15 protein-coding genes are annotated in these 21,901 nt (G+C 68.6%); 7 read left to right on the forward strand and 8 right to left on the reverse strand.

Annotated features, from left to right (window positions below):
• The first annotated feature begins 71 nt into the window (after positions 1-71).
• The 4 genes from KEG38_RS27370 (at position 72) to KEG38_RS27385 (ending at position 5,057) form a co-directional block, all read left to right on the forward strand.
• Complete coding sequence (locus tag KEG38_RS27370) at positions 72-785, forward strand: hypothetical protein (protein ID WP_272422877.1); 714 nt, start codon at positions 72-74, stop codon at positions 783-785.
• A 66-nt stretch (positions 786-851) separates the two neighbouring features.
• Positions 852-3,665, forward strand: coding sequence for an acetate and sugar kinases/Hsc70/actin family protein (locus tag KEG38_RS27375; RefSeq protein ID WP_272422878.1), 2,814 nt, complete (start codon positions 852-854; stop codon positions 3,663-3,665).
• Positions 3,666-3,672: 7 nt separating this feature from the next.
• Positions 3,673-4,392 carry a hypothetical protein gene (locus KEG38_RS27380; RefSeq protein ID WP_272422879.1) on the forward strand — a complete coding sequence of 240 codons (720 nt, stop codon included), beginning with the start codon at positions 3,673-3,675 and terminating at the stop codon, positions 4,390-4,392.
• Between the two features lie 104 nt (positions 4,393-4,496).
• A complete protein-coding gene (locus tag KEG38_RS27385) occupies positions 4,497-5,057 on the forward strand; it encodes a hypothetical protein (protein WP_272422880.1) in 561 nt (186 codons plus the stop codon).
• 231 nt (positions 5,058-5,288) lie between these two features.
• Here KEG38_RS27385 and KEG38_RS27390 read toward each other — a convergent pair whose 3' ends face one another.
• The 4 genes from KEG38_RS27390 to KEG38_RS27405 form a co-directional block, all read right to left on the reverse strand.
• A complete protein-coding gene (locus KEG38_RS27390; protein ID WP_272422881.1) occupies positions 5,289-6,674 on the reverse strand; it encodes a Kelch repeat-containing protein in 1,386 nt (461 codons plus the stop codon).
• Between the two features lie 256 nt (positions 6,675-6,930).
• Positions 6,931-8,778: a bifunctional metallophosphatase/5'-nucleotidase gene (locus KEG38_RS27395; RefSeq protein ID WP_272422882.1), complete on the reverse strand. Its 1,848-nt coding sequence runs from the start codon at positions 8,776-8,778 to the stop codon at positions 6,931-6,933.
• Between the two features lie 101 nt (positions 8,779-8,879).
• A complete protein-coding gene (locus KEG38_RS27400; protein WP_272422883.1) occupies positions 8,880-10,136 on the reverse strand; it encodes a sugar MFS transporter in 1,257 nt (418 codons plus the stop codon).
• Positions 10,137-10,244: 108 nt separating this feature from the next.
• A complete protein-coding gene (locus tag KEG38_RS27405; protein WP_272422884.1) occupies positions 10,245-11,252 on the reverse strand; it encodes a hypothetical protein in 1,008 nt (335 codons plus the stop codon).
• A 317-nt stretch (positions 11,253-11,569) separates the two neighbouring features.
• On the opposite strand from KEG38_RS27405, the gene KEG38_RS27410 reads away from it, so the two are divergent.
• Both KEG38_RS27410 and KEG38_RS27415 read left to right on the forward strand, forming a co-directional pair.
• The gene (locus tag KEG38_RS27410; RefSeq protein WP_272422885.1) at positions 11,570-11,884 is read left to right on the forward strand and encodes a hypothetical protein; all 315 of its coding nucleotides are present in this window, start codon (positions 11,570-11,572) and stop codon (positions 11,882-11,884) included.
• Between the two features lie 74 nt (positions 11,885-11,958).
• Positions 11,959-12,708 (forward strand): TerC family protein, encoded by a 750-nt coding sequence (locus tag KEG38_RS27415; RefSeq protein WP_272422886.1) that lies wholly within the window; start codon positions 11,959-11,961, stop codon positions 12,706-12,708.
• A gap of 327 nt (positions 12,709-13,035) precedes the next feature.
• Here KEG38_RS27415 and KEG38_RS27420 read toward each other — a convergent pair whose 3' ends face one another.
• From KEG38_RS27420 to KEG38_RS27435, 4 genes are all read right to left on the reverse strand, one after another.
• Positions 13,036-13,851: a helix-turn-helix domain-containing protein gene (locus KEG38_RS27420; RefSeq protein ID WP_272422887.1), complete on the reverse strand. Its 816-nt coding sequence runs from the start codon at positions 13,849-13,851 to the stop codon at positions 13,036-13,038.
• Between the two features lie 8 nt (positions 13,852-13,859).
• Positions 13,860-16,040: a cation:proton antiporter domain-containing protein gene (locus KEG38_RS27425; protein WP_272422888.1), complete on the reverse strand. Its 2,181-nt coding sequence runs from the start codon at positions 16,038-16,040 to the stop codon at positions 13,860-13,862.
• An 85-nt stretch (positions 16,041-16,125) separates the two neighbouring features.
• Positions 16,126-17,241, reverse strand: coding sequence for a hypothetical protein (locus tag KEG38_RS27430; RefSeq protein ID WP_272422889.1), 1,116 nt, complete (start codon positions 17,239-17,241; stop codon positions 16,126-16,128).
• A 473-nt stretch (positions 17,242-17,714) separates the two neighbouring features.
• Complete coding sequence (locus KEG38_RS27435) at positions 17,715-19,151, reverse strand: P-loop NTPase family protein (protein WP_272422890.1); 1,437 nt, start codon at positions 19,149-19,151, stop codon at positions 17,715-17,717.
• 98 nt (positions 19,152-19,249) lie between these two features.
• Here KEG38_RS27435 and KEG38_RS27440 point away from each other — a divergent pair, with 98 nt between their 5' ends.
• Positions 19,250-21,901 (forward strand): dynamin family protein, encoded by a 2,652-nt coding sequence (locus KEG38_RS27440; protein ID WP_272422891.1) that lies wholly within the window; start codon positions 19,250-19,252, stop codon positions 21,899-21,901.

The raw sequence follows: 21,901 nt of genomic DNA on the forward strand, positions 1-21,901 counted from the left end.
CAGCAAGGACACCGCGAGGTTTTGCTGTGCAAATCGGAACCAGATGGGCGGCGCCGAGCTTGGGCTATCGAATGGGACTTTGCGCGCGCGTCGTGGGGCTTTGCATGGCCCTCGCGTTCGGCGCGGGCTGCGGGGCGACGCTCGGGGCCACGTTCCCGGTCGGATACGGCTCGGTCTACGGATACACCGTGGTCGACGCGGCCGGCGTTCCGTACGACATTTACAATTATCCGAGCTATTACTGGAACGGGAACTACGCCTATCTCGTCGGTTCGTCCTGGTATTATCCGGCGGGTGACGGCTGGGTGATCTTCCAGGAAGAACCCTGGGATCTCTATCAGTACCGGAGATCCCTGCCGGTCCAGGTCGCGCCGCCGGCCGTGCAATATCCCGCGTATCCGGCCTACCGCGCGAGCCCGCGGTATCGCACGCCGGATTATCGCACGTATCCGGCCTACCGCGCGCCGACGTACGAGACGCAGCCGCCGGTCCAGGTGGCGCCTCCGGCGTTGCGAACGCCCGCGCGAGTCGCGCCGCCCGTGCAGGTCGCGCCGCCCGTGCAGGTCGCGCCGCCTGCCTCGCGCGTGGAGACCTACCGCAGGAGCGCGCCGTCCGCGCCCGTGCAGGTCGCGCCGCCTGCCTCGCGCGTGGAGACCTACCAAAGGGCGCCGGCTGCGCCCGACGTGATTCGAAGCCCATCGTCGGACGGCGCGCGTCTGCCCCCGGCGCCGCCGCCTTCACGTGGCAGGGCCGTGCAATCGGCGCCGCCTGCGCCGCGAAGGTAGGCGCGCACGGCGTGTATCGCGGCGCGGGGAGGTGGTGGTAGCATCGCGCGGCCTTTCGGGCCGACCATGAACGACATCGCCACGCAAACCCCCGCGCCCGAGCGCGCAAACCCTTCGCCCCGCGTCCGCATCGACGTCATCTCCACGGTGGTTCAGCGCGCCCTGCCGAACGGCGTGCGCATGGAGATCCGGCCACAACGACCGGTGACGGCGGCGTGGGATCAGGCGCTCCCGCTTTTCGAAGGCTGGATGCAGAGCGCCGAGCTACGCGTCCGCGTCTCGGGCCTCACGGACAGCCCGTTCTTCGCGGCGCTCGAGATCGAAGGCGCGAAGGTCGGTTCGACCGTCGCGGCGGCGATCGGAGCGGCCCCCGGAGAAGCGGGCGCGGGGACGCTCTCGTCGTTCTCCGTCGAGCTCGTCGTGCCGCTCGCGCTCCTCGCGCCGCACGCGGGAAAACGTTGCGCGCTGCGGCTCGTCCTGTCGCCGCAGAGCTCGCTCGCGGGCGGGCGGAAGGTCACGCTCGCGCGGGCGATCTTCGTGGGCATCCCGGGCTACGGGCCGCTGCTCTCGGCGCTGGATCTGCTCGAATCGACGGACTCGGTCCTCGTCGACGCGCCCGAGCGGAGGCTGTTCGATCTGCAAAACCCCGAGGAGGGGCTCTGGATCGGCACGGGCAAGTGGCGCCTGCGGCTCTTCGCGGACTGGGCGAAGCTCGAAGGCGAGCCGTTCGTCATCGACACGAAGCCCTCGCACGTCGTTCACCGCTTCCAGCGCGACGACGACGCGCCCGCCGTGGTGGTCGAGGACGCGACGCGGCGCGCGGGCGGGCGGCGCACGTACACCGAGCTCGTGCTCGATTCCTCGCACCCGGACCTCCTGCCGATCCCCGAGGAAGGCAAGGACGTGCCGTTCGATCTGACGGTCGAGCACGCGCTCACGTACGGCGAGCACACGGGCATCTGTACGTGGCACGCGGCGCTGCCGGTGCGCCTCCGGGATCCACGACCGCTCTTGAAATCGTTCCAGCGGCTCTCGGCCGTGGGCATCGATTTCGGCACGACCTCGACCGTCGCGGCCCTCTACCAGAAGGGCTATCGCGCGCTGCTCCGGCTCGGCAGCGGCAGCGCGCCGGCCTCGAAGTCGGCGGAGAACCCGACGTACCTGCTCGTCGAGGATCACGAGCGTCTCTGGGCCGAGGTCGAACGCGCCGCGGCGGGCGACGCGCGCTTCCCGAACCTCCTGCGCATCGTGCGCGGCAGCCACGCGGCGCGCGAGGCGATGACCGATTCGCCGAGCGCGGTCGTGGGCGAGCTCAAGAGCCTGCCCGAGCGCGTGCTCAGCCTCGATCAGTCGCCGCAGCTCCGCGACCGCGAGCGCCGCCGCGACTTCCTGCTCGACGAAAACCGCGTCCGCATCCTCGTGCGCGCCTACGCCTACCTGCTCTCGCGCGCGATCAACCGCCCGGGGCAGGACGTGTACCTGCGCTACTGGCTCACGCACCCGGCGAAGTTCGACGAGCGCGCGCGCAAGCTGCTCGAAGAGGAGATCCGCCGCGGGATCCTGCTCGGCATCCCGGAGGGGATCCCGGCCGAGGAGGTCGTCGTGGAGATGAGCGCGAGCGAGCCCGAGGCGTTCGCCGCCGAGGTGTGCCCCGAGCTCGCGACGTACGCGGAGCTCGAGCCGGTGATCTCGAAGTTCGGCGAGATGCGCTTCGCGGTCTTCGATTTCGGCGGCGGCACGCTCGACATCGCCTGCGGCCGCTTCCGGCCCGCGACCGAGCAGGAGGCCGAGGAGCTCGGGAGCCGGACGGTGATCGAGACGCTGCAGGTGAGCGGCGACGATCACCTTGGCGGCGACTACCTGACGCACGAGCTCGTGTGGCTGACGCATCAGCACGACAAGCACCTGCCCGAGATGGAGGAGAAGGAGGTGCCGATGATGCGGCCGCAGACGGTGCCTCCGAACAACCTCGCGAACAAGCCGCACCTCTACAAGCGGAGCCTCGCCGGAAGGCAGAACCGCTTCCGTTTCGAGCGCGAGCTCGGCCTCGAAGCCGTGAAGTTCGCGCCGGAGCACGAGCCGCGCCGCGCGGCGGATCTCTCGGCGGCGCGCCTCGACGGGAGCGAGGTGCGGCTCGAATCGCTGGCCACGGACGTGCCGGCGCTGCACGCGAAGCTGACGGAGCACCTGCAGACGCGCATCCGCGACGGCGTGAAGCTCATGAAGAGCATGCTCGCGATTGCGCCGTGGGGCACCGACGGGGATTGGCGCGAGCAGGGCGTGACGATCCTGCTCGCGGGCAACTCCTCGCGCAGCGCGTTCGTGGAGCAGGCGCTCGCGGACGAGCTCGGGATCCCGGGCCTCACGGTGTGGCGGCCGGGCAGCAGCGAGCCGTTCCAGCAGGTGGTGCTCTACGAGACGCCGCAACGCACCGAGCGCGGCGTGACGATCGTGGGCGTGACGCCGAAGACGGCCGTGGCGCTCGGCGCGCTGAAGATCGCGAACCGCGAAGTGCACCTCGTGCGGCGCGCGCAGGGGTTTTCCTACTTCGTGGGCGATCTGCGCGGCTTCCCGCCGAAGTTCGTGGCGCTCGTGCAGATGGGCACGCCGGTGGCGGATCCGAGCGTGTTCGGGCCGCATTACGTGGACTTCGGCAAGTGGGACACGAAGACGCCGCTCCGCGTGTCGCAGGAGTACGTGGCCGGCAAGATGACGTCGAACGATCCACGCGTGTCGATGATCCCGACGGGCCTCGCGGCCGGTCTCGTGGGCCGGCTCTTCGTGTGTGTCTCGGGCCCGGACGAGCTCACGCTGGCCTTGCAGCGCGACGGGCAGGACCCGCTCGTGACGACCTTGAACCTCGCGAAGTACATGCGGTGAGCTCGCCATGAAAGAGACGTTTTCCGCGGCGCTGCGCGCCGAGATCGAGGCGATCGTGATGCGCTACGAGGCGCTCGTCTCCTCCCGCGTGGAGACGGCCGAGCGCGAAGGCGCCGGGGCGGCGCAGGGCGAGCTCGCCAAGCTACGCACCGAGCGTGACGAGCTGTCGCGGGAACTCGCGACGCTGCGCGTGCAGCGCGAGCGCTTGTCCCTGGATCTCGACACGGCGCGGGAGCGAATCGCGGCGCTCGAGGCCGAGGTGCGCGCGGGGGCGGCGGCCGCGTCCGCGCTGGAGGAGCAATTCTCGGCGGAGAAGAAGTTCGTCTCGGCATGCGACGAGGTGATCGGGACGATGCTGGAGGGCGCGCTGCGCGCGGCGCTCGGCCGTGATCTCGCGGCGAGCCCGGCGCTCTTCGCCGCGCTGAAGGCGAAGGGGCTCGAGGTGGTGCTGGTGGGCGCATTCAAGGAGCGAGGCCGCTCGATCGCGCACGCGCCGCTGCTCGAGCGCGAGCGCGCGCCGCTGCTGACCCTCGCATCCGCGGCGGGGTGCGAGCTCGTGGCGCCCGCGCCCGGGACGCGGTTTTCGGCGTCTTCGATGGAGAAGGCCGCGACGGCGAGTGATCCCGCGGAGGAGGGCAACGTCGTCGAGTGCATGTTGCCAGGGCTCAGGCGGGCGGGGACCGAAGGAATGCTGGTGTTCCCGCGGGTGCGCGTGGCGACGGGGTGAAAGTCTGCCCGAGGCCGCCATTCAACATCGTTGACCGGGTTTCTTCGTTGCAGTAACCCCGCCGGTTTGCGTGGCGAGCGCCACGCGCGGAGGGTTTGACGAAGATGATGCAGCTCGGTGGGAAGTTCCTCTGTGTCGCGGTCCTGGTCGTCTGCGGGTGCAACAAGAGCGAGGACGCGAAGCAGGCGGGGGGCTCGTCCACATCGTCGGCAGCGCCTGCGGCAGCGCCTGCCCAGGCGAAGAGCGGGAGCCTCGTGCACACGACGTTCACGAAGGACGAGTGCACGTTCGATTTCGATGCGCCCGAGGCCTTGAAGGAGAAGTCGAGCGACGGGGTGAGCGTCTCGTACGAGAGCGCCTCGTTCAAGTTCGACGGCTTCGCCGGTTCAGCTCTCTACAGGCTCGAAGGGCTGGTCGGGCAGCACAAGCTGTACAACAAGAATCCGCCGGTATACCAGGGGACCGACGGAGGCGTGCACGTGGTGGTCGCGCGGATCGACACGTCGAGCTCCCCCCTCAGCGGCATTCAGGGGCGCGGAGAAGAGGCCGCGAAGCGCTCGACGGGGTGCTCCTTCATCTGCAGCGGCCTGAAGGAGCGCGAAGCCGACGTCATCGCAATGTGCAAGAGCGCGCGTCTCAAGTACGACGAATCCAAGGTGCCGTGAAGCTCCTGGGGGCGCCGCGCCGGGGCGCTGCCCCGGGCCCCGCGGGGGCTATCCGCCCCTCGACCCGGACCAGGCACGGCCTGGACCGAGGGTGGAAGAACTGCGCGATGCGCAGTTCTTCCAACGGGCCAGTGGCAAGACCAGCGGCAGGGTCGCCAATCACGGCGGTCTTGGCTGGCAGGGTCGCGTGGCGACGGGGGAGGGGCCCACGAACCCCAGCCGGACAGCCTGCTAGGGGCGCCTTCTCATCGCGAGGAGCCCAAGCGCGAGCGCCGTGAAGAGCCCGGCCGAGGTAGGACCCTTCGACCCTGCGCCGCCGACACTGCATCCTTCACCGCCGCCGTCGCCGCCAGCGCCGCCGTCGCCGCCAGCGCCGCCTTCGCCGCCGCCAGCGCCGCCGTCGCCGCCAGCGCCACCTTCGCCGCCCGCGCCGCCTTCGCCGCCGCCGCCTTCGCCGCCCGCACCGCCCGCGCCGCCTGTGCCGCCGCCCGCGCCGCCTTCGCCGCCAGCGCCACCTGCGCCGTTTCCTGAATTCATGCATTGTCCGCTTTCGCAGACCCCGCTCGTGCATTCGTCGCCGATCACGCACGCCGTCCCCGCCGCGGCATTTCCCAGCGGATAGAGCTCCACGCCGCTCAGGCTGGTGGAGCCGTCATAGCCGCCTGCGATGAACACGCCGTGCCCCGGCGCGTACGTCGCCGTGTGGTCGAGCCGCCCCGACGCCATGGGCGGGAGCGAGGCCCACGCATCCACATCGGGATCATAGATCTCCACGCTCGACAGGTAGTTCAGCCCCCCCGTCCTGCCGCCCGACACCATCACGCGGCCGCTCGGCAGCACGGTCATCACGTGATACCACCGCGCCTCGTTCAGCGGGGCGACCGTGGCCCACGTATCCGTCGCCGGATCGTAGATCTCCGCCGACGTGATCACGCCCTGGCCCTCCAGCACGCCGCCCGTGACCAGCACCTTGCCCGACGGCAAGAGCGCCGCCGCGTGCCCCTTCCGGCTCGTCGCCATCGGCGCGACGAGCGTCCACGTATCCGTCGCCGGATCGAAGATCTCCGCGCTCGTGAGGGTCACGTGGATCTCGCCTCCGTCTTCGTCCGAGCCCCACTTCCAGCCGCCCGTCACCAGGAATCGGCCATCGGGCAGCGCCGTCCCTGTGTGGCCGCTTCGAAACTCCTTCAGCTTCGGGCTGCTCACCACGGTATTCGTGGCCGGGTCGTAGCGGATCGACTTGTTCGTGACGTCCTCGCCCTGCACGGGGCCCGCGAGGATCACGTCACCGTCCGGCAGCAGGCCGAGCGTGCCGGTGTACTCCCAGTTCATCGGGAAAGCGGACCCGCTCGCCCAGGTATCGGTCGCCGGGTCGTACGTGCTGGTGCCGTCGCCGTCGACGACGAAAATGCGCCCATCGGGGAGCGTGAGGCTGAGGCCGCTGGAGATCGCGCGCGGCGCCATGCTCAGGGGCGACCACGTCCCGGTCGCAGGATCGAGGCGCTCGGCCGTCTGCAGGCCCGTATCCGTGCCGCCGGATCCCGCATATCCGCCGAGGACCACGAGCCCCTTGTCGGCGACGAAGTGCGCCACCTGCCCGCGGCGCTTGGAGGTCATGGGCGAAATGGGTTGCCACGCGGCCGACGATATCGACGGCTCCTTCGGCGCGGCCCCGCCCTCGGGCAGGGAGACGAAAAAGGGCAGAGCAGCGAGAAGGGCAACGGCCCAGGTACGGGTGCGGTGGATCAGCATGTCGTAGGCTCCGGGAAAAGGACGAGTATCGTAGACTACGCGCTTAAGACGGTTGGGGCACCAACGCAACGGTGGAGCAGGATGTCCTCGGCGCGCCGCCCGCCTGACCGGCGGGCCCGCCTCAGGGCAAGACCTGCACGAGATCCACGGCCGGCGGCGAGACAGGCGAATTCGCGACGAAGTAAGCCTGGAGCGCGTCGACGTCGATCGCTCCGCCAATCCGATCCGTACCCATCGTCAGCACGGAAAAACCGTCCCCGCCGGCCGCGTTGAAGCTGTTCACCGCGACCCGGTACGTCGTGCCCGGAGCGATCGGCGTGCCGTCGATCGTGATGGACGCGATATCGACTTTCGACCCGGTCGGCGCGCTCGCGCTGTATGTATAACGGAGGTTGCTCGACGGCTGCAGGAGGTAGATGAAGGGGACGCCGCTTTGATCGGTCCCGAATTGCTGCTCCAGCAGGGCCTCGAGCTGCGCGCCCGTCAAGCTCATGACCACGATCGAATTGCCGAACGGCAGGACCGAGAAGATCTCCTTGTAGGTGATGATCCCATCCATCGCCTCGCCCGCGGCCGCCATGAATGACAGATTCGCCCGTACGCCGCCCGCGTTCATCAGGGCAATCTGTGCTCCTCCCTGGGCCGGATCTTTCGTCGCGGCGAGCATCGAATCGGCCACCACCACGCCCAGCGTGGACAGGCTCGCGCCGAGCGGCGGCTCGCCCCGATTCAGCGTCGCCGTGATCGTGCCGACCTGCTTTTCCGCGAGCGGCGCCACCTGCGCGGCATAATCATTCACGTACGTCTCGACCTGCATGTCGGCCGTGTCGCGGGTGACGACCACGTTCTTCGCATTCTTCTTGATCACGTCCCCGGTGAGGCGGCTGATCTCCAGGTCGATGTCCGTGAGCAGGCGGCCATTGGAAGCGGCGCTCGTGACGAGCTTGTTCCCGATCGTGCAGTTGTACGCCGCGTGCGTGTGACCGCTCAGGATGACGTCGACGGCGTCGGACATGTTCGTCGCGATCTGCACGACCGGCCCCGAGATGCCCGCGCATTCGTCGAAATAACCCGTGGTGGCGCCGCCCTCGTGGAGCAGCACCACGATCGCCTCGATCCCCTGCGCCTGGAGCTCGGGGACGAGCGCATTGACGGTCTCGACCTCGTCGAGGAACGAGAGGTCCTGGATGCCGCTGGGGTCGACGATGGTCGGCGTCCCCTTCAGCGTCATCCCGACGAACGCCACCTTGGCGTCCTCGTACGTGCGAATGGCGTACGGCGGAAACAGGGTCTTCCCCGTGGTCTTGTCGAGGATGTTCGCCGCGAGGAACGCGAAGCTCGCGCCGGGGAAATCCGGACTGCCCTGGCAGCCGTCCTGGGGGTGGCAGCCGCCGCTTTGCATGCGCAAAATCTCGTTTTTGCCCTCGTCGAGCTCGTGGTTGCCGACGGCGTTTATATCGAGCCCGATGAGGTTCATCGCGCCGATCGTGGGCTCGTCATGGAAGAGGGCGGAGACGAGCGGGCTGCCACCGATGAGGTCCCCGGCCGAGACCACGACGCTATTCGGATTTTCCGCGCGCAGGGTGGCGACGTGCTGCGCGAAGAAGGCAGCGCCGCCGGCATCGACGGTGGTGTTGTCAGGCAAGGTGATCCGCCCGGCGCTGCCCGGCGGAGGTTCGATGGCACCGTGGAAATCATTGAAGCCAAGGATCTGCACCTGGACCGGAAGCTCGACGCTGCCGCCCGCGCCACCCGAGCCGCCTGCGCCGCCCGAGCCACCTGCGCCGCCTGCGCCGCCTGCGCCGCCCACGCCACCTGAGCCGCCTACGCCGCCCGCGCCGGCCATGCCGCCGGAGCTGGACGAGGAGGCATCTGAAGGCCGCGTTTCGGTGCCGCCACAGCCGGCAACGACGAGCAGGCCGAGGAGCCCCGCAGAAACCCATCCAAGAACGGAACGTACACGCTGCATGCGCCAAAGATGCGCCGCAGGCCGGATTCCGGTAGTGAAATTTCGTCACGAACGGGAGGCAGCATGACCTGGGGCCGCCGCGCCGGGGCGCCGCCCCGGCGCTACGCTGCAGCGATGCTCGCGCGGCGGGAGCCACGAAAGCCGAAGTCTACGATGTAGAGGTAGCAGAGGGCGGGGAGCAGGAAGGCGTGGTGGACGCCGATGCTGTCGGCGAGCCAGCCGAAGAGCACCGGTACGATTGCGCCGCCGACGATGGACATCACGAGGATGCTCGACGCCTGGCTCGTGAGCTTGCCGAGACCCTCGATGCCCAGCGTGAAGATGGTCGGGAACATGATCGAGTTGAAGAGGCCGACGGCGAGAATGGTCCCCATTGCCACGGGACCGTCGAGCACGACGGTTGCCGTCACCAGCAGCGCTGCGACGATTGCGCTCCCCCCGAGCACGCGTCCCGGATCGGCTTTGCGCAGGACCGCCGAGCCGATGAAGCGGCCTACCATGGCGCCGCCCCAGTAGAGGGATACGTATTTGGCGGCCTGGGCCTCGGTGAAGGCTGCGATCGAGGGCAGCGCGAAGAAGTTGACGAGGAAGCTGCCGATCGCGACCTCGGCGCCGACGTAGAGAAAGATGCCCAGGGCGGCGCGTCGCAATTGCGGATACTTGAGTGCGTCGAGGAAGGTGCCTCGTTTGGCCTCCTCGCCTTCGACCGACGGGATCGTCGGCAGCTTGAGGACCGCGAGCGCGCCGGCGAGCACGAAGAGCATGACGGCGAGACCGAGGTAGGGCAGACGGACGGCGTGCGCCTCGGCGAGCGGGTCTTCGGCTTGTTTCACGGCGCCGAGGATGAAATGACCACCGAAATAGGGCGCCACCGTCGTGCCGAGCGAGTTGAAGGCTTGCGTCAGGTTCAGGCGGCTCGACGCGGTGGCGGGCGGGCCGAGCACGGCGACGTACGGGTTCGCGGTGACCTGGAGGATCGTGATTCCGGTGGCGAGGACGAAGAGCGCGGCCAGGAAAAAGGGATACGAGGGCAGGCTGGCGGCCGGATAAAAGAGCAGCGCGCCGGTGCCGGCCGTTGCGAGGCCGAACGGCAGGCCTCGTTTGTAGCCGATCCGCGCGATGAGCTTGCCGGCGGGCAGCGACATCAGGAAATACGCCGAGAAAAATGAGAATTGCACCAGGGCGCCCTCGGCATAGCCGAGACGGAACACGTTTTTCAGGTGCGGGATCAGGATGTCGTTCATGCAGGTCATGAAGCCCCACATGAAAAAGATCGTGGTCACGACGCCGAGGGCGCCGATGTACGTCCTGGAAGGCGCATCCGTGACCGCCGCCGCCCGAGGGGTCGATACCTCCATGCCCCTTGTCTTCTCACGGGCGGCGCGGGCGCGCCACGATTGTCGCGACCGTGGAAAGGCTCGCGCGTGCTCGGCTGGCGAGCGCTTCCGCCCGCGACGCTCGCGCGTTCACATGTAGAACGGCACGCCCACGCCGGGGAAGCGGACGTTCGCGTAGGTCGCTGCCGAGAGGACCACGACGAGCGGCCCGGGAAAATCGCGGCCGTGGATGAGATCCATCATGCGCAGGTGCGCGGCGTCGGTCGGGGGATCGGCGGGGTGGAGCGAATGCATCTCGCGCTCGCGGTGGAGCAGGTAACGTCCGGCTTCGCGTGTCCTGAAGTCGTAATCACCCACGGCGACGAGGCGACCATAAAGCTCGAGCGCCATTGGCTCGTCGCCCATCGGCGGCGCGAGGACGCTCGTGTGCAGGTGCATGTATTTTCCGAGGCCCCCATACCCACTCCCATCGACGGCGATGGGCAGGTCGCCGAGCGCCTCGAACAACACGGCGCGGATCGCGCCCGCGAGGCCCTCGAAGTCGGGCGCGACGATCGCGCGGCCGACGAGCGCGGGTACGGGCCACGCGAGGACACATGCGGCTTCCTCGGGGCCCTCGGTTTCGGTGAGGAGCGCGTCGAGCTCGTGCTGGGCGCCGAGGTAGGGCGCGAGCGGGCCGGTGGGCTTCGTCGGAGGTGGGGACGCGGGGCCGCGCCGGCCCTGCTCGGTGAGGCGCGAAAGGCGGTCGCTGCCGCTGATCGGCGGGGATCGGAGGGATGCCGCGTCGGGATGGGGCGGGCGAATCCGTGGGGTTTTCGGGAGCGCACTCGGGCCTGGGATGCGCCTCGCTCCATGGATGCGCTGCACGAACGCGTCGACCTCGACGTCCTCCTGCTCCGCGCGCGAACGCAGGGTGAGCACGAGGTCGCCCCGCGCGATGCGGGCCCGCACGGCGTCGCAGCCCGCGAGAGGGTCGTCGTCGAAAGGGTCCGCGACGAGCACGAGCTCGCTGATCTCATTGATATGCCGGGACACGAACGTGTCGACCAGGGCGCCCGCCAGGGACTCGCCCGGATCGAGGATCACCGTCAGGCAACGCGCAGGGCTGTCGGTCTGCATCCGCAAGGTGGTCTTCATGGCACGGAGTGAGCTTACCACCGTGCGGTGTTCAGCATCGGCGTGGTCTTCAGGGGTGGATGGGCGTCAGGGGGCGCTGAACAGAATGGTCAGCGGGTGTTGACGCGCGTCAGGGGGGCGCTGGTCACGATGAACAGCGGGTGTTGACGCTCGTCGAGGGGGTGCTGGTCACGATGAACAGCGGGTGTTGACGCGCGTCAGGGGGCGCTGGTCACGATGAACAGCGGGTGTTGACGCGCGTCAGGGGGGCGCTGGTCACGATGAACAGCGGGTGTTGACGCGCGTCAGGGGGCGCTGGTCACGATGAACAGCGTGGGTTGACGCTCGTCGAGGGCTACGGCCACCATTTTACCCTGACGAATCGCGAAACCGGAGGCGTGAACACCGTGAAGTACGATGAATTGGAGTCCCTGCTTCGTAACTGGGGGGGAGATCCCCCCTACGACTTCGTCGGGATGTTCCACCTGTTCCGAGCCTGCGTGCTCAATCTGACGGAGCGTTCGACGGAGGCCGATTGGTCCGAGGTGTACGAGTTTCTCGAACCCCCGGAGAGGAATTTCCTCGAACGACTGGTTCGAGGTTTCCAGAGCAGGAGCTTCCCAGGCGAGGACGCAGGCCCTAGAGGGGGATGACCGGCTGTGCGATAGTTGGTCCCGCAACGAGTTCGACGCGCCAGTCATGAGCTACGAAAGGGTTGTGTGAGAGGATGCTTTCAGGGATCCAGGATCCGGAGACGTGGGTCGCTCTGGTCTCGCTTTGCGCGATGGAGATCGTGCTCGGCATCGACAACGTGGTGTTCATCTCGATCCTCACGGCGCGCCTGCCAGCAGAGAAGAGGGACCGCGTAGGGCGGATGGGGCTCCTGCTCGCACTCGTGATGCGGATCGGTCTGCTCTTCACGATCAGCTTCCTGATGGGTCTCACGAAGCCGCTCTTCACGCTGCCCCTCGTGGGCGCAGCGATCTCGGGCAAGAGCCTGATCCTGCTCGTCGGCGGCCTGTTCCTGATGGGCAAGTCGACAAACGAGATCTACGCAAAGGTGGAGAACGACGAGGAAGAAGAGCACGGAGGCGGAGCCAAGGCGGTGAGCGTAGGGCTCGTGATCGCGCAGATCCTGGCACTCGACGTGGTGTTCTCCCTCGACTCGGTGATCACAGCGGTAGGCATGATCCCGCCCGAGCAGATGTGGGTCATGGTGACCGCAGTGCTGGTCTCCGTGGGCGTGATGCTGCTCTTCGCGAAGGGGATCTCGGGCTTCGTCCTCGCGCACCCGTCGGTGAAGCTGCTCGCGCTCGCGTTCCTCTTGCTGATCGGCGTGATGCTCGTAGCCGAAGGGATGGGGCAGAAGATCCCGAAGGGCTACATCTACTTCGCAATGGCCTTCGCCCTCGGCGTGGAGCTGCTCAACATGCGATTCCGCAAGAAGCGGCGGAAGAACGCGCCGGAGGCGGCGTAAGCGGCGGGGCCTGGGGCGCCTCGCCGGGGCGCTGCCCCGGGCCCCGCGGGGGCTGTCCGCCCCTCGACCCGGACCAGCGCAAGCGCTGGACCTTTTGTGGAAGAACTGCGCGATGCGCAGTTCTTCCAAGGCGCCGGTGGCAAGACCAAGGACGGCGTTGCCGGTCGAAATAAGATTGGCAGGGTCATCGCTGGTCTTGACCCGGCCTGTTCGATGAACTGCGCATCGCGCAGTTCATCGACCCCGAGTCCAGCGCTTGCGCTGGTCCGGGTCCAGGGGCGGATAGCCCCTGGTGGGGTCTGGGGCAACGCCCCAGCCACTCCCGGCTCAGCCTGCGTCCTCGATCTCCTCGACCCCGCGAATTGCCTCCGCGGGGCTTGTCGCTGCGGCGAGCCTGTCCGCGAGACCATCACTCGATAGCCGTGCTGCGTGCGCCAGGAGCGAGAGCGCCGCGCCGCCCGGCTTTCCGAGCAGCAAGACCAATAGCACCCGGATCGGCAGACCGTCCGGCGCCTCGGGTAAGACCAGCGGCCGCGCCAGTGTGACCAGCGCTGCTGCCGTCTCCGAAGGCGGAAACACGCCATGCGGGAGCATCACACCGCCCCCGAGCGCTGTCGATGCTGTCTGCTCCCGCGCTAACAGCTCCGCCACCACCTGCCGTACGCTCGGCTCCCCGCGCAATCGGGGAAACCGGCTCGCGGCGATTTCGATGGCATCCTCCAGCCCGGGACACGTGAGCTGCAGGATCACGCGCTCCGGCGCGAGCAGGCGCGCGAGGGAGGGGCGCTCCTCGCGACGCTCGGCTGCTGGGAACTCGCGCTCCACGAAGGCGCGGATCCGCGCGATCTCGGCAGGACCGAGCTTCCTGCGCGCAATGTCGAGGAAAAGCATCCCCGCGCTCGGGACGTCCTCGGCATAGCCCTCGATTGCACAGCCGACCTTGTGCGCGGCGCCCACGAGCAATCGTGGAGGGATGCCGATTTCGCGCGCGATGGCCTCCAGCCGATCCGGGGTCGGGACGGCGTCGCGGCCGTGCTCGACGCGGCTCAGGTAAGCGCTGGAGACACCAATGCGTTGCGCGAGGTCCCGCAGGGATAAACCCGCGTCGAGACGCAAGAGGCGGATCGTCGCTCCGAGGTGCATGGCGTGTTTCAGGATGAAGCTTGTTCACCCGTCGCCCGGACGATCGTGGCGAGCGAGGGCTTCGGCGCCGCGGCGCGGACTTCGCCGTGCTGGTGGACGACGAGCAGCGAGATCGGACAGGCGTGGATCATGCGCTCGGCTTGCAGGCCGAACAGGCGCTCCGAGAGGCCCCACTCGGCCCCCGCGCCCACGATGACGAGGTCGTACCCACGCGCGGCCTCGGCGAGCGCGGCCTCGGAGGGCACGTCGTGCTCGACGACCTCGAACTTCACCTGGCCCGCGGCCCCGGGCTCCTGGAAGACCTCCTCCACGCGCGCCTTCGCGCCGAGCGGTTTGCCGCCGTCGCGGCCCTTGGCGACCACGTGCAGCACGGTCACGTCTGCCCCGGCGATGTGCGTGATCCGCTGGGCGAGGCGCAGCGCCGCGCGATCGTGCGCGCTGCCGAGGAAGGGCACGAGGACGCGGCGGATCTGCGTGAGGCCTCGATCGACGAGCACGGCGACGTCGGCCGGCGCGCGCTTCATGACCTCGTAGACCGTGCCCGAGAGCGCGGCCTTGCCGATGAGCGGCTTGCGCCAGCCGAGCAGGAGGAGATCGGCGTGCTTGGCCTCGGCGACGCGGCAGATGTCGACGGCGGGTTCGCCGGAGACGAAGCTCAGCGGTTTGACCGGGACCGAGAGGGACGTGGCGCGGGAAAGCAGGGGTTCGAGTGCGTCGCCGTCGCTCGAGGTGTCGCCGCGCTCCTGGCGGAGGACGAACGAGGCGCGATCGTCGGGATGGATGAGGTGCAGTGCGTAGAGCCGCTCGGCCGCCGCGGGTCCGCCGAGCGCGTGGCCGAGCGTGACCATGCCGGGGCCGGTGCGATCATCCGCGACGCACATGACGACGGTGAAGGGCGGCGCCTGGTTCACGGGCACGGGCGTCGCCTCGGGCGTGTCGGCGACCTCCTTGGCGAAGAGCTCGAACGGGTAGATGCGCTGGAGGAGCGGCGTGGTGATGAAGGTCGTGAAGAGCGCCATCAGCACCATCATCGTGAACAGCGTCGGCGAGATGACGCCGAGATCGAGGCCCAGGTTGAGGGCCACGAGCTCCATGAGCCCGCGGGTGTTCATGAGGATTCCGATCGCGCTCGACTCGCGCCAGCCGAGGCCGGTGAAGCGCGCGGCGAGGGCGCTGCCGCCGAACTTGCCGAGGCAGGCGAGCAGGATGAGCAAGGCGCAGATGCCCCAGTGATGCGGGCTCGACAGGAGGCCGATCTGCGTGCGCAGGCCGCTGTACGCGAAGAACAGGGGCAGGAGCAGCACGACGACGAGGTCTTCGAGCTTGTGCGCGAGCGCCTCGGCGAGGCCGCCGTCCTTGGGGATCGCGGCGCCGAGGACGAAGGCGCCGAAGAGCGCGTGGATCCCGATGGCCTCGGTGACCATGCTGGAGACGAGCAGGAGCAGGAGCGAGATCGCGACGACGCCCTGGTTGACGTGTTGCCCCGATCCGACGCGCGCCCCGAGCCGCGCGAGGAAGGGCCGCACGACGAAGAGCATCACGGCGATGTAGCCGAGGGCCATGACGGTCGTGCGGACGGCGCCGTCGAGGCCCGTGGAGCGGACGGTGGAGACGACGAACGCGAGCAGACACCAGGCCGTCACGTCATCAACGGCGGCGCAGGTGATGGCGAGGGCGCCGACCTTGGTCCGGAGCAGGCGGCGCTCGGCGAGGATGCGCGCGAGGACCGGGAACGCCGTGATGCTCATGGCGACGCCCATGAAGAGGGCGAACGAGGTGAACGGGACGTCGGGCTCGGAGAGGCGGCTGCGAAGCCACGAGGACGCGAGGGCGCCGAGCGCGAAGGGGATGACGATGCTCGTGTGGCTGATGACGACCGAGGCGCGGCCGCGGTTCTTGAGGAGCTTCGGGTCGAGCTCGAGCCCGATGAGGAACATGAAGAGGACGAGCCCGACCTGGCTGAGCATGCCGAGCACGGGCATCGAGCTCTTCGGGAAGACCGCATCCATGACGCCCGGCGCAACCAACCCGAGCAAGGAGGGGCCGAGGAGGATGCCGGCCGTGATCTCGGCGATGACCATGGGCTGGCCTATCCGCCGGAGGAGCGCGCCGAGCAGCCGTGACAGGGCCACGACGACCGTCATCTGCAAGATGAGCAGGGTCAGCGGGTTGTGCGTAATCGCATGCATGGCTCGGCCTCCTGAGTGATAAGTTATCACTTAGCGCAGGCGGACGGAAAGAGCCGTGACCACCTGCGCTCGGCCGCTTTCGTGCTCAGCCGTCGATGCGGGAGCAGCCGGAAATGTCGACGCTGCGTACGAGGAAGCTCGTGCTCTCGGCCATGTGAATGACCCTGGTCCAGACGCGTACACGCGCCTCGTCCTTGGTGCGGTCCAGGATCTCGAGGGTGGTGTTTTTCCCGATCGAACCCACCGTCCTGCGCTCGCCTCCGGCCTCCGCGACGAGCGGCACGTCGTGCTCGCAGCGCAATCGTTCCTTCACGACGAACGGAGGGTGCCGGATGCCCCCGCGGCCGCCGCCGGACCCGTATCCGGTGAGCGATCGGGACGGCTTCAGGTCCGATGTTTTCACCCAGCCAAACACGTAGAGCGTGTCCACCGGGAGCGAGATGCGCGACATGCCGCCGCGGGATTCGAAGACGCTCACGTGGGTCGCCGTCGAGAGCGTGATGCGGGCGACGGGTTTGCCCTTGGGTTCGAGCGAGAGGGGCACGGGGCTCCCGGGCAGGATGATTTTGACCTCCTTCCGTTTCGCTTCCCCCCCGCCGGGGACGGCGTCCTCCGCCGAGAAGGAGTCGCCTTCGAGGCCGACGTCGCCGCACGGACGCGTGGCGCGGAGGGGCGGGTCGAGGACTTCGAGCTCCTCGGCGTCGGGGTGCGTCACGGTGAGGGATTGGCCTTCGGCGGTAGACCAGCCGAGGTGGGCGAAGATCGTCGGAATGGCGAACCCATTCATGACGATGGGTACGTTCGCGCGGAGGACCGAGGCGGAGGCGGGGGTGTGGCCTTCGACGGTGACGCCTTGGTCGCGGATCCGGAGGAGGGTGTCGCCCACGGGTCCGACGGGGATGGAGAGCCGAGCCGCGCCGCCCCGGATGCGGGCGAAGGGGGTGGCGTCGGGGAGCAAGGCGAGGTTCGTGACGTCCGCAGCGCCGCTCCACTGCGCCGCTTCAAAGGCGCACGCGACCGGGGCGTCGAGCGCGACGGGCGGAGGCAAGGGCTTTTCCGGCGGTGGCGGGTCCGGGGGCGCGGGAGGCGCGGCGGCGGGAGGCGGCGGGATGGCGACGAGCGGCGGGGGCGCCGGGGGCGGGGGCGGGGAGGCGCAAGCCGCGAGGAAGACGAGGAGCGGGAAGCCCGGGGCGCGAGGCATGGCGAGCGCACGGTATCATGGCGTGCCTTCGGGGGTTGACGCGTGTCGGGGAGCTGCCGATCTCGTGCCGGAGCGCGCGCAGTCGTCGGAGAAGCCACATGCGATGGTGCAGAGAGCTCCGCAACCGGCTCGCGGCGGCCACCGCGATGGTGCGGAGACGCGCTCAGGCGGCCGAGGCGCTCCCCGCACGTCTGCGGAACGCATGGAGAGCCGCTTGCGAACGGTCCGGCATCTCCGCGGGGCGTCACGCAGGCGATTGCAGAGGCTTCCGCACCATCGCGGGAGGGTTCCTCAGGCGCTTGCGAAGGGTCCTGCACCATCGCAGGTGCGTTTTCCGACGCCCGAGCTGCCGTCCGCACGTGCGCCGGGCTTCAGGGGGTGGTCTCTGCCGCGGGCGGCTCCGGCGTGGCGGCGCGCGGGAGGCTGCGGCCAAGGGCGATCGACCGTCAAGGCTTCCGGGCGGGGAGGGCGGTTCAGGTGCCGTTCAGGTAACCGATCGCCTTGCCGTATTGATAGAGCTTCTCCAGCACGTAACGGGCGATGTCGCCGACCGATGTCTCAACGCGCCACATGAACTCCAATCGGACCGACCCATCCGCTGTCGCGCACAGCACATCGCTGTTGCGGTTCTGCGTGACGCCGAGACCATCCTCGGGCTTGTACGCTTTGATGAGGCCCGCCGCCTCGAGCGCTTCGCCCATGGTGCGATTGAGCGCGCCATCGTCCTTGCTCGCGTACTGGCTCAGCTTCTGGAACTCGTCCTTGCGTTCCTTGCCAGGCTTTCGTCCGACGCTCCGGATCGTCACCGGCTGCCCCTGGAACGCAAGGCCGAGTTGACTCTCGCGCAGCCGGTCGAGGCCATCGCCCGGCTCCGTCACGGGGAACTTCGCTTCTTTGAGGCGCGCGCGGAGGTCCGCGTCCGCGTAATCACGCATGATGGACATCGCAGTCATGATGGGGATGTAGAGGATCCGCGCGTCGAAGGAGCGGCCGAGGAGACCGAGCTTGTCCGGGTACCGCTTGAGGTCCTGCACGACGTTCGCGTCCGTCGAGGCGAGCAATCTCTCGATGTCCGCGCTGAAATGGGCACCACTCGTGAGTGTGCCGACCTCCGTCTCGGGGTCGTTGCCTGCGATCACCACGATCCAGAGGTTGTGCCGCGCTTGCTCGGGCAAGAGGTTGGCGAGGGCCGTGCGGTTGCGGCGCTCTTCCATCCGGAGGCTGTTGAAGAAATTGCCAATGGTCGTCGCCTTCGCCGCGAGCTCTCGGGCGCGCTCTTCGGTGATCCCCAGGGCGATCAGCGAGGCTCCGCCGTTCAGGGCCTGGATGGTGCCACGCGCGATGTCGACGTATTCGGACTTGGGCGGCCCCTCGAAGCAATAACCCTTGTCGTATACGCCGAGCAACGCGTCGCCGCCGATTTTGTTGGCCTTCGCGAGGATGCGTTGCGCGACGTCTTCGCCGGTACATGGCCACACGACGAGCGTTCGTTGCCCCTCGCGTGAACGGATGAACTGGTTGATGGCATGGAGCGCAAGCTCCATGTCTGCCTCCGATGTGCTCGGGAGCGCCTCGCGCCCCGCCAGGACGACGACGCGCAGCCGCTCGTGGGGCTCGAGGAGCTCCTCCAGCGCTTCGGGGATGGGCTGCTCGGCATCCACCTTGATGGTTCGCACACCGTCACGAAAGAGCTTCAACGTGTGCAGGAAGGTGGACTTGCCGGAGCCCGGTTGCCCGTGGAGGACCAGGAAGGCGCCCTGACATGCGCTCTGCATGTCGTCGTAAATTTCGTCGATGGCGTTGAGCGCCCCACGCACGGGCCGAACAATCGAGGAGAGCTCGTCGCCGTGCCTTATCATTCTCTCCAGACCCTCGAAGCGATTCGGGATCTGGACGCTCGTGTTCGACACGAGGGAAGTGTAGACCAAGCGTCGGCCCCAAGGCAGGGAAGCTTTCGCCCCCTCATCCCTGTTGACACCCACGGCAGGCATGGCTTGCCATGTCGGCCATGTGGAGCCCTGAAGGCCGCAAGGAGAACGCTCGCGAGCTGCGCCGGATCGCCGACAAGGTGCTCCGGTACCGCCAGCTCTGCGACCGCTTCGCGAGTTACTTCCAGCCCGAGAGCGACAACGCCCGCCAGCTCCGTCAGATCCGCAGCAAGCTCGAAGATCTGCGCGGGCGCGCGCTCGATCGGGAGAAGCGGCTCGCCAAGGGCGTCGTGAAGATCGGCGTCGTCGGCCTGGAGAAGCAGGGCAAGAGCGCGTTCCTCTCGGCGTGGCTGAAGAGCGAAAAACTCCTGCCGAGCGAGGCGGAGCGCTGCACCTGGAGCACCACGGTCATCGAGCCGGGCGAGGCCGGGCAGTTTTCCGCGACGGTCACGTACTACAACGAGGCCGACTTCAAGGCGCGCATCCAGAGCTACTTCGACGCGCTCGAGCCCGGGAGCGTCGAGCGCTGGCAAGGCCTGAACCAGGCCGAGATCCTGCGGCTCAAGGCGAGCTTCAAGACGCGCGAAGGCTACGACGTCGACGATCCGGATCGCGCCGGGCGGCGCGAGCAGACGGCGCTCGCCGAGCTCGTGGAGATCAGCGCGGGTCTGTCCGAGATCAAGGCCCGGCTCGGTCGAACGCCCGAGAAGATCACGGCGAGCAGCCTCGACGCGCTCGCCGAGCAGATCCGGCCCTACATCGCGCTCAAGGATACGAAGAACGGGAACAGGCCCTACCCGGGCGTGCGAGCCGTGAAGATCGTCACGGTCACGATCCCCGTCGAGGGCGCGATGCCCGGCGTCGAGCTGATGGATCTGCCCGGCATCGACGCGCCCTCGGATAAGGCGCGGCGCGACACCGAGGAGGCGCTCGCGAACGACGTCGACGTCACGATCTTCGTCAAGGACATCACGCGGCCGTCGCTCGTGCGAAACGAGGTCGAGCTGCTCCGCATGGCGCAGACGGCCGATCGGAGCATCTCGCTGAAGGACCGGATCTTCGTGGTCCTGACGAAGGTGGACCTCTTCGATCACGCCGACGAGAACGGGAACTGGCACTGGTCGCTGGCCGCGCGGAACTTCCGCGAGCAGGGCGTCGATCGGATCTTCCCGTACTCGAAGGTGTGGGTGCACCAGGGCGTCGACACGCAGCACCCGGTGGCGCGGCAGCTCATGGACTTCTTCGGCACGACGACGCCCGTGAACGGGCTCGACAAACTGAAGGACGCCGTCGAGCGGTACCTCTCGACCGACGTCGAGGCGCTCGATCGCAAGGTGACGCAGGCGATCAACGCGGAGTTCGGCGAGGTCGAGGCGCTGCTCCGCGGCGTGCTCGTGACCGTGAAGGACGGGCTGAGCGATCGGGAGTTCGATCGGCGCGCCGAGCAGGTCTTCGATCTGCACTACGAGCACATCCAGTCGGGCGAGGATCCGACGGGGCTCTTGCCCGAGATCCGCAAGCGTATGTCGGCCTTCATGGACTTCGAGATGAGCGACACGCAGCGGTCGGCCCGGGCCGCGCGCGCGGATGTGCGGATCGATCAGATCCGGAACGATCTCTTGGCGCGGCTCACGCCCGAGGAGGCGGAGGCGAAGCGGCGGCAGATGCCGAGCCCGGGGCTCATGAACGAGACGGCCGTCGAGATCGAGATGCGCAAGCAGATGCGCGAGCGCGTGGCGTCGCGGATCGCGGGGCTCGGCGAGGACTTCCGCAACACGGCCCGTGAGAGCGTGGAGCGGATGCTGCACGAGATGTTCATCGAGGCAGGCTACGAAGGTGGGCGGCTCGAAGTGCTGCTTCCGGCGGGCAAGACGCTCATCGAGCGGATCGATGCGCTCGGTCGGTCGGGACACGTGTCGGAGAGCGTGGTCCGGTACCAGAACCAGGAGATGGCCAAGGCGGACGTCGCGTTCGAGGTGCTCTCGCGGTACTTCGCGCGGCAGATCGTGGACATCCTCGACGCGACGGATCCGTACGATCGCGAGATCCGCGAGCGCGAGATGCGCGGGCTCGAGCAGTTCTTCGGGATGGGGATCGCCGACAAGGCGCAGGCGACGGGCGCGGCCGCGACCGCGAGCGGCGTCATCGGTTCGGTGAAGGCGAAGCTCGGGTTCGGCGAGGAAAAAGCCGACGGGACCACGGCGGCCACGGCCCCCGCGCCCGCGCCGGCGATCGGCGGTTTTCCCACGGTGGGCGCCGCGATGCCCGTGGCGAGGCAGCAGCCGGCCCCGCAAGCAGGCGCGGCGCCGGCCGGGAGCACGAAGCCTCCGCAGACGAACCCCGGCGCGGCGTCGGCGCAAGCGGCGACGCCGGGGAACGTGCGCGACTGGTCGAAGATGCTCGCGCGGGTGCGCGTGGACGTGGAGCGGATCTGCGACTTCCTCGAAGCGCTGGCGAAGCACCCGCGCGGCCTGCAGAAATACCACGAGGAGGCGGTGCGGACGGTGCACGACTCGTGGCTCGATCGGGAAGGGGAGCAGTCGCTCCGGCGCTGGGTGCGCAGCGAGTGCGCGCGGATCTGGCCGCACAAGTTCGCCGCGATCGAGGCGGAGAAGGATCGCGCGCGCGCGGACATCGAGGCGCTCGAAGAGCTCTTCGGCGGGAGCGCGCCCGTCACGAAGTCCGAACCGCAGAAGCCCGCCGCGGCCCGCCCCGCGACGGCAGGAGCGTGA

This window comes from Polyangium jinanense, assembly GCF_028435265.1.
GTDB lineage: Bacteria > Myxococcota_A > Polyangia > Polyangiales > Polyangiaceae > Polyangium > Polyangium jinanense.